Source organism: Streptomyces sp. NRRL B-24572, assembly GCF_002156145.1.
GTDB lineage: Bacteria > Actinomycetota > Actinomycetes > Streptomycetales > Streptomycetaceae > Streptomyces > Streptomyces vietnamensis.
Genome location: NZ_MWIG01000828.1, coordinates 1 through 7,846, shown reverse-complemented (window position 1 = coordinate 7,846; position 7,846 = coordinate 1). Strand labels below are relative to the sequence as shown.

Genomic DNA, 7,846 nt, shown 5'->3' with positions numbered 1-7,846 from the left:
TCCCCCCGTCGGTCTCCCCCATGGGCTCCTCCATGCTCATCCGCCCCATCCTGCCTCACCGCACCGACATGGCCCTGATGCCTCCGCGCGGCAGCTCTTCGTGCCACCATCGTCCGGGCGGTGACTGGTGATACGAGATCAAGAGCGACACGTACAAGAACAAGAACGAGCACAAGAACGACAAGACGCGCAGGCAGAGACGGACATGGTGATGGGGCAGGACACGCAGCCTCCCGAGGGGGCGCAGCCCGACGTGCCCGAGCGGGTCTCCGGTGACGAGCCGCTGCTCGCCGCCCGCGTCCACCGGCCCTCCGACCTGATGCGGCTGCTCGTCGGCGTGCTCGCCATCGGGCTCGTCATCGCCGTCGCCGCGTTCGCCCACGCCACGACCTCGGGTCTCGAACAGGACATCAACAAGGGCGCGACCGGCACCCCGGACGTCTTCGTCAAGATCGCCGGTCTCGTCTCGTCCATCGCCGTCCTGCTCGTACCGGTCGCCTTCGCCATCGAGCGGCTGATCAAACGCGACGGGCTGCGGATCGCCGACGGCGTCCTCGCCGCCGTCCTGGCGCACGGCGTCACCCTCGCCACCGACCTCTGGGTCGCCCAGGCCGCGCCCGGCACGATCCAGGACGCGCTGACCCAGCCGCAGTCCGGGGGCGGGCTCACGGACCCGGTGCACAACTACCTCGCGCCGGTGATCGCGTACATGACCGCCGTCGGCATGGCCCGCAGACCCCGCTGGCGGGTGTCGCTCTGGGTGGTGCTGCTGCTCGACGCGTTCACGATGCTGGTGGCCGGCTACACCACCGCCCTCTCGATCATCCTGACCGTACTGATCGGCTGGACGGTCGCGTACGGCACGCTCTACGCCGTCGGCTCGCCGAACGTCCGGCCCACCGGGCAGACCCTCCTCGCCGGCCTGCGCCGGGTCGGCTTCCGGCCGGTGACCGCGCTGCGCGCCGAGGGCGTGCCCGACTCGGCGGACAGCGCCGACCGGGGCCGCCGCTACATCGTGACCCTGGAGGACGGGCCGCCGCTCGACGTCACCGTCGTCGACCGCGAGCAGCAGGCACACGGCTTCTTCTACCGCGCGTGGCGGCGGATCACCCTGCGGACGATCACCACCCGCCGCTCCATCGTCTCGCTGCGCCAGGCCCTGGAGCAGGAGGCGCTCCTCGCGTACGCGGCGATCGCCGCCGGGGCGAACGCGCCGAAGCTGATCGCCACCTCGGAGCTCGGCCCCGACGCCGTGATGCTCGTGTACGAGCACACCGGCGGCCGGAGCCTGGACTCGCTCGACGACTCCGAGATCACCGACGAGCTGGTCCACAGCGCCTGGCGGCAGGTCCGGGCGCTGCAGTCGCGCCGGATCGCCCACCGCCGGCTCACGGGGGACGCGATCCTGGTGGATCGTTCCGGCAGGGTGATCCTCACCGATCTGCGGGGCGGCGAGATCGCGGCCGGCGACCTGGTCCTGCGGATGGACATCGCCCAGCTGCTCACCACCCTCGGTCTGCGGGTCGGGGCGGAGCGGGCGGTCGCCGCGGCCGTCGAGGTGCTCGGCCCGGACAGCGTCGCCGACTGTCTGCCGCTGCTCCAGCCGATCGCGCTGAGCCGCTCCACGCGCGCGACGCTGCGGAAACTGGCACGGGAGCGGTCCGCGCGGGAGCGGGAGGCCGTGCTCGCGGCCTCGGAGGCGGCCAAGCACGAGCGGGAGCTCGCCAAGGCCGAGGCGGCGGCCGACAAGAAGGCCGTACGGGCGGAGACGAAGGCCGAGAAGAAGGCGGACAAGAAGGCCGAGAAGCGGGCCCTGGACACCGCCCTCGACGAGGCCCGCGAGGAGGACCTGCTCGCGCAGATCCGGCAGCAGGTGCTGCTGATCCGCCCGCAGGCTCCGGTGGAGCCGGTCCGTCTGGAGCGGATCAAGCCGCGGACCCTGGTCAGCCTGATCGCGGGCGCGGTCGCCGCGTACTTCCTGCTCTCGCAGATCGCCCGTACGCCGCTGTCGACGGTCAGCGAGGCGGACTGGCGCTGGGTGGCGGCCGCGGTGCTGTTCTCGGCGCTCAGCTACGTGGCGGCGGCGATGGCCCTGCTCGGCTTCGTGCCGGAGCGGGTCGGGTTCTGGCGGACGGTGGCGGCGCAGGTCGCCGGCTCCTTCGTGAAGATCGTCGCCCCGGCGGCGGTCGGCGGCGTCGCGCTCAACACCCGCTTCCTCCAGCGCACGGGCGTGCGCCCGGGGCTCGCGGTCGCGAGCGTCGGCGCCTCGCAGCTCTTCCAGCTCGGGGCGCACATCCTGCTCCTGCTGTCCTTCGGCTATCTGACGGGCACGGAGAAGTCGCAGTCCTTCACCCCGTCCAGGACGGTCATCGCCGGACTCCTGACGGTCGCGGTGCTCGTCCTGGTGGTGACGGCGATCCCGTTCATGCGCAAGTTCGTGTCGACGCGGCTGCGCTCGCTGTTCGCCGGCGTGGTGCCGCGCATGCTGGACGTGCTCCAGCGGCCCATGAAGCTGGCGACGGGCATCGGCGGGATGCTGCTCCTCACCGGCGTCTTCGTGCTCTGCCTGGACGCCTCCATCCGGGCCTTCGCGCACGAGGGCCAGACGCTCAGCTACGCGAGCGTGGCCGTCGTCTTCCTCGCGGGCAACGCGCTCGGTTCGGCGGCGCCGACGCCGGGCGGCGTCGGCGCGGTCGAGGGCGCGCTCACCTTCGGCCTGGTGGCGGTGGGCCTGCCGCTGGAGGTCGCGACCCCGGCGGTGCTCCTGTTCCGCCTGCTCACGCTGTGGATCCCGGTGCTGCCGGGGTGGCTCTGCTTCAACTGGCTGACCAAGCGGGAAGCCCTGTAGTACGCCACCCGCTTGGCCCCCCGTCCCGCGCGGGGGCGGGGGCGGCGGCCCACGATGGGCCTATGCCGATCTCCGCCGCCCAGCGCGCCGCTCTGCTGACCGCCACCGCCGTGCTGTTCGTCGCCGGGTGCTCGGACGGGGGAGACAGTGCGGCGGCCCCGGTGAAGCCGAGCGGCACGGGCAGGCTCTCGGCGCTGACGACGCAGAAGCTGTCCTGGGCGCCGTGCCCGGCACCGTCCGCCGCCGAGGGCGGCGGGGCCCCGCCCTCCCCGCTGCCCGGGGGCACCCCCTGGGAGTGCTCCTTCCTCCAGGCGCCGCTGGACTGGTCGGTGCCGGAGGGCGAGACCATCGAGCTGGCCCTCATCCGGGCCAAGGCCCGTGACAGCGCGAAGCGGATCGGTTCGCTCGTCTTCAACTTCGGCGGGCCCGGCGGCTCCGGCATCACCGGCCTGCCCGGTTTCGCCTCCGACTACGAGAGCCTGCGCACCCGCTACGACCTGGTCTCCTTCGACCCGCGCGGGGTCGGCCGCAGCGACCCCGTCGAGTGCGCCACCGACAAGGAACTGGACGCCTATTACGCCCTGGACTTCACGCCCGACGACACCGCGGAGGAGCGGACGCTGTCCGATGCGCAGAAGCGGTACGCGCAGGGCTGCGAGCGCGACGCGGGCGCGGCCCTGCCGCACGTCGGCACCGAGAACGCGGCCCGGGACCTGGACCTGATGCGCCAGGTCCTCGGCGACGAGAAGCTGCACTACTTCGGCATCTCGTACGGCACCGAACTCGGCGGCGTCTACGCCCACATGTTCCCGAAGAACGTGGGCCGGGCCGTCTTCGACGCGGTCGTCGACCCGGACGCGGGCGTCGAGGACGGCGCCCTCGGCCAGGCGAGGGGCTTCCAGCTCGCGCTGGACAACTTCGCCCGGGACTGTGTCGACCGCGGCGACGAGTGCACCCTGCCCGGCAGCACCGTCGCCGAGATCGAGGCGGGGATCACCAACCTCCTCACGGCCCTCGACAAGGAGCCGATCGCCGGCATCGGCGACCGGAAACTCACCCAGACGCAGGCCACCAACGGCATCGCGCAGGCCCTGTACTCGAAGAAGTTCTGGCCGTATCTGGAGCAGGGGCTCGACGCGGCCGACGGCGGCGACGGGGCGCTGCTCCTCGCCCTGTCCGACTCGATGAACGGGCGCGGCGAGAACGGCTCCTACAGCAACATCCAGGCCGCGAACGCCGCCATCAACTGCGTGGACTTCAAGGAGCGCTACACCCTCGGGCAGGCGAAGGAGCGGCTCGGCAAGTTCCGCGAGGCCTCCCCCGTCTTCGGCGACTACATGGGCTGGGCGCTCGCGAGCTGCGCGCAGTGGCCGGTGCCCGGGCTCTGGGAGCATCCGGACGTCTCGGCGCCCGGCTCGGCGCCGATCCTCGTCGTCGGGAACACCGGCGACCCGGCGACGCCGTACGAGGGCGCCCGGTCGATGGTGGACGCGCTCGGCAAGGGCGTCGGCGTGGAGGTGACGTACGAGGGCGAGGGCCACGGCGCGTACAACGGCGGCAGCGCGTGCGTGAAGAAGACGGTGGACGAGTACCTGCTCGCGGGCAAGGTCCCGGCCTCGGGCACGGTCTGCAAGAAGTGACCGATCCGCGCATGCGGAAGGCCCCGGACCGCATCGACGGTCCGGGGCCTTCCGCATGTCCTAGTAGACCGGCTTCTCGGGCTCGATCTGGTTGACCCAGCCGATCACGCCGCCGCCGACGTGGACCGCGTCCGCGAAGCCCGCGGACTTGAGCACCGCGAGGACTTCCGCACTGCGGACACCCGTCTTGCAGTGCAGGACGATCCGCTTGTCCTGGGGAAGGTCCTGGAGGGCGCTGCCCATCAGGAACTCGTTCTTCGGGATCAGACGCGCGCCCGGGATCGAGACGATCTCGTACTCGTTGACCTCGCGGACGTCGATGATGTCGATGTTCTCGCCGTCGTCGATCCACTCCTTGAGCTGCTTGGGAGTGATCGTCGAGCCGAGCGCCGCCTCCTGGGCCTCCTCGGACACGACGCCGCAGAAGGCCTCGTAGTCGATGAGCTCGGTGACGGTCGGGTTCTCGCCGCAGACCGCGCAGTTGGGGTCCTTGCGGACCTTGACCTGGCGGTACTGCATCTCCAGGGCGTCGTAGATCATCAGGCGGCCGACCAGCGGGTCGCCCACGCCGGCCAGGACCTTGATGGCCTCGGTGACCTGGATGGAGCCGATGGACGCGCAGAGCACGCCCAGGACGCCGCCCTCGGCGCAGGACGGGACCATGCCCGGCGGCGGGGGCTCCGGGTAGAGGCAGCGGTAGCAGGGGCCGTACTCGGACCAGAACACCGACGCCTGGCCGTCGAAGCGGTAGATCGAGCCCCAGACGTACGGCTTGTTGAGCAGCACGCAGGCGTCGTTCACCAGGTAGCGGGTGGCGAAGTTGTCGGTGCCGTCGACGATCAGGTCGTACTGGCCGAAGATGTCCATCACGTTCTCGGCTTCGAGCCGCTCTTCGTGGAGGATCACGTTCACGTACGGGTTGATGCCGAGGACCGAGTCCTTCGCGGACTCCGCCTTGGAGCGGCCGATGTCGGCCTGGCTGTGGATGATCTGGCGCTGGAGGTTCGACTCGTCGACCTCGTCGAACTCCACGATGCCGAGCGTGCCCACGCCGGCGGCGGCCAGGTACATCAGCGCCGGGGAGCCGAGGCCACCGGCGCCGACACACAGCACCTTGGCGTTCTTCAGCCGCTTCTGCCCGTCCATCCCGACGTCCGGGATGATCAGGTGGCGGGAGTACCTGCGGACCTCGTCTACGGTGAGCTCGGCAGCCGGCTCGACCAGGGGTGGCAGCGACACGGGGACTCCGGTGGTCGGTATGTCAGTACGGTTGTTCTCCCCGTAACACTGCCACGCCCCTTCTCATTCCGAGACACCCGGTCCAATCCGCGAGACGATTTCGTCCCAGTAGCCGGGCAGGGTATGGAATTGGTCGCTTTGTCCCGGACGGCCGACGCGGTCGGTGAAGAAGATCGTCCCCGCCCCCTGCCAGCGCGCGATCCGCAGGGCCTCGTCGAGGTGGGTGCGCGGGACGCCGTGGACGAGGTGGACGAACTTGGCCTCCGTGTACTCGGCGGTCCACTCCGCCACCTGCGACCAGCGGTAGTCCACCCAGGAGCCGGCGAAGGTCACCAGCTGGTCGGCGGCCTCGGCGTACCCCGGGTGGGGGTGGGTGCCGTGGCCGAGGACGAGGTGGGCCTCGCCGCCGAGCACGGCCTCCAGGGTCGCGGTGAGCCGTCGCGTCCCGGCCAGGTCCGCCCGGTCGGCGGGGGCCCGGTCCAGGTAGAAACCGCCGACCTTGTACCAGTCGAGGAAGCGGTGGGCGTCCGAGACGAGCTCCCCGAAGGGCCGGGAGCCGTACGCCAGGTCAAGGTGCCCGAGCACCTTGACCCCGGCGTTGCGGAGCCTCCCCGCCGCCTCCAGACAGTGCGGGTCCGGACGGGTTCCCGGGCCCTCCGCCACGTTGAGCACCGCCCAGTGCAGCGGGGTCCCGGGGCGGGTGAGCTCGCCCCACTCGACGGGGGCGAGCAGCGGATGGGCGTAGCCGGGGACGCCGAAGCCGAGCGCCTGGACGGCCCCGGTGGCCGTGGTCGTCGTCAGATGCGACACGCCGCCTCCATCCAGATGTCGGCGAGGGACTCCTCCAGGTTGATCCGGGGCCGCCAGCCGAGCCGGTCGCGGGCGGTGCGGACGTCGGCCTGCTGCCAGGGTCCGCAGCCGTCGGGGTACGGGTACGGGGCGGAGGCCAGCTGCTCGGCGATGGTCCCCTCGGTGCGGGGGGCGCCGATCATCGGGCGCTGCGGGATGCCGTGCGGGGCGTCCAGCTCGTGCAGGTTGCCGGCGTAGCCCGCGACCCGGGCGAGGACGGCGGCGGCGTCCCGGAGGCGGACGGCCCGGCCGGTGCCGATGTTGACGACGCCCTGGGCGGCGGAGAGGGAGGCGGCGTGGACGGCCCGCGCCACGTCCCGTACGTCGACGAAGTCCCGCTGCACGCCGAGGCCGCTGAGCTTGAGCTCGCCGTCCCCGGCCTGCATCGCGCGGCGCATCGCCTCGGCGAGGCGGCCGAGCGGGGAGCCGGCGGGCGTGCCGGGTCCGACCGGGGAGAAGACCCTCAGGACGACGGCGTCGAGCCCGGAGCCGAGGACGAGCTCGGTCGCGGCGAGCTTGGACACGCCGTACGGGCCGCCGGGGCGCGGGATCGCGTCCTCGGCCGTGGAGGAGCCGGGCTGGCTCGGCCCGTACTCGGAGGCGCAGCCGACCTGGACGAGCCGGGCCCCGCAGCCGCTGCGTCGCAGGGCCTCGCAGACGGTGGCGACGGCGACGGTGTTGTGCCGGGTCAGCTCGCGGGCGCCGCCGCGGGTGGCTCCGGCGCAGTTGACGACGACCCCGGGGTGGACGGCGTCGAGGAAGCGGGTGAGCGCACCGGGGCTGCCGGAGGCGAGGTCGAAGCGCACGTCGGCGTCGTCGCCCCGGCCGAGCGCGGTGAGGTGGACGGCCGGGTCGGCGAGCAGCCGGTCGGCGACGAAGCGTCCGATGAAGCCGTTGGCTCCGAGCAGTAGCACCCTCATCGTGCGGCCCCTGTGTGCCGACCGGCCGGTCCTTGGGTTCGAGGGGTCATGGTCTTCGGTCTCCTTGCGGGTGATGAGAGAGGTGACGGGGCACGCCCGCGGCGTCGGCTCCGCGGGTGAGCAGGGGGTTCACGGGGTGGCGTGGGCGGAGGCCCGTGTGAGGGCGCCGGTCGCGTGGGCCAGCAGGCCGAGCGCGGCGGCGCCGCAGACGAGGGTGGGTACGGCCCCGGGGCCCCAGGCTTCGACGAGGACGCGCACCGGGGTGGCGAGCGCGTCGAAGCCGGGGACGGGGAGGCGGGCGGCGAGGACGCTCGCGAGGGCGAGGGCCTCGGCGGCGCAGGCGGCGGCGA

At 72.4% G+C, this 7,846-nt stretch carries 5 protein-coding genes and 1 pseudogene; 2 read left to right on the top strand and 4 right to left on the bottom strand.

The features are described from left to right. Positions 1-205 precede the first annotated feature (205 nt). Together CCN56_RS36760 and CCN56_RS36755 are read left to right on the top strand one after the other, a co-directional pair. Complete coding sequence (locus CCN56_RS36760) at positions 206-2,848, top strand: lysylphosphatidylglycerol synthase transmembrane domain-containing protein (protein ID WP_086832068.1); 2,643 nt, start codon at positions 206-208, stop codon at positions 2,846-2,848. A gap of 62 nt (positions 2,849-2,910) precedes the next feature. After that, the gene (locus tag CCN56_RS36755; protein WP_107484283.1) at positions 2,911-4,488 is read left to right on the top strand and encodes an alpha/beta hydrolase; all 1,578 of its coding nucleotides are present in this window, start codon (positions 2,911-2,913) and stop codon (positions 4,486-4,488) included. Positions 4,489-4,548: 60 nt separating this feature from the next. Here CCN56_RS36755 and moeZ read toward each other — a convergent pair whose 3' ends face one another. The 4 genes and pseudogenes from moeZ to CCN56_RS36735 form a co-directional block, all read right to left on the bottom strand. Further along, a complete protein-coding gene (gene moeZ, locus CCN56_RS36750) occupies positions 4,549-5,727 on the bottom strand; it encodes an adenylyltransferase/sulfurtransferase MoeZ (protein ID WP_086832066.1) in 1,179 nt (392 codons plus the stop codon). Positions 5,728-5,790: 63 nt separating this feature from the next. Beyond that, the gene (locus CCN56_RS36745) at positions 5,791-6,537 is read right to left on the bottom strand and encodes a spherulation-specific family 4 protein (protein WP_086832065.1); all 747 of its coding nucleotides are present in this window, start codon (positions 6,535-6,537) and stop codon (positions 5,791-5,793) included. Further along, positions 6,525-7,496, bottom strand: coding sequence for an NAD(P)-dependent oxidoreductase (locus CCN56_RS36740; RefSeq protein ID WP_086832064.1), 972 nt, complete (start codon positions 7,494-7,496; stop codon positions 6,525-6,527). Before CCN56_RS36740 ends, CCN56_RS36745 begins: the two co-directional genes overlap by 13 nt. A 129-nt stretch (positions 7,497-7,625) precedes the next feature. After that, positions 7,626-7,846 (bottom strand): annotated as a pseudogene (locus tag CCN56_RS36735) (hypothetical protein); the annotation flags it as partial.

Coding starts and splice junctions, on each gene's coding strand:
- CCN56_RS36760 (WP_086832068.1), top strand. CDS start 206: ATGGTGATGGGGCAGGACACGCAGCCTCCCGAGGGGGCGCAGCCCGAC.
- CCN56_RS36755 (WP_107484283.1), top strand. CDS start 2,911: ATGCCGATCTCCGCCGCCCAGCGCGCCGCTCTGCTGACCGCCACCGCC.
- CCN56_RS36740 (WP_086832064.1), bottom strand. CDS start 7,496: ATGAGGGTGCTACTGCTCGGAGCCAACGGCTTCATCGGACGCTTCGTC.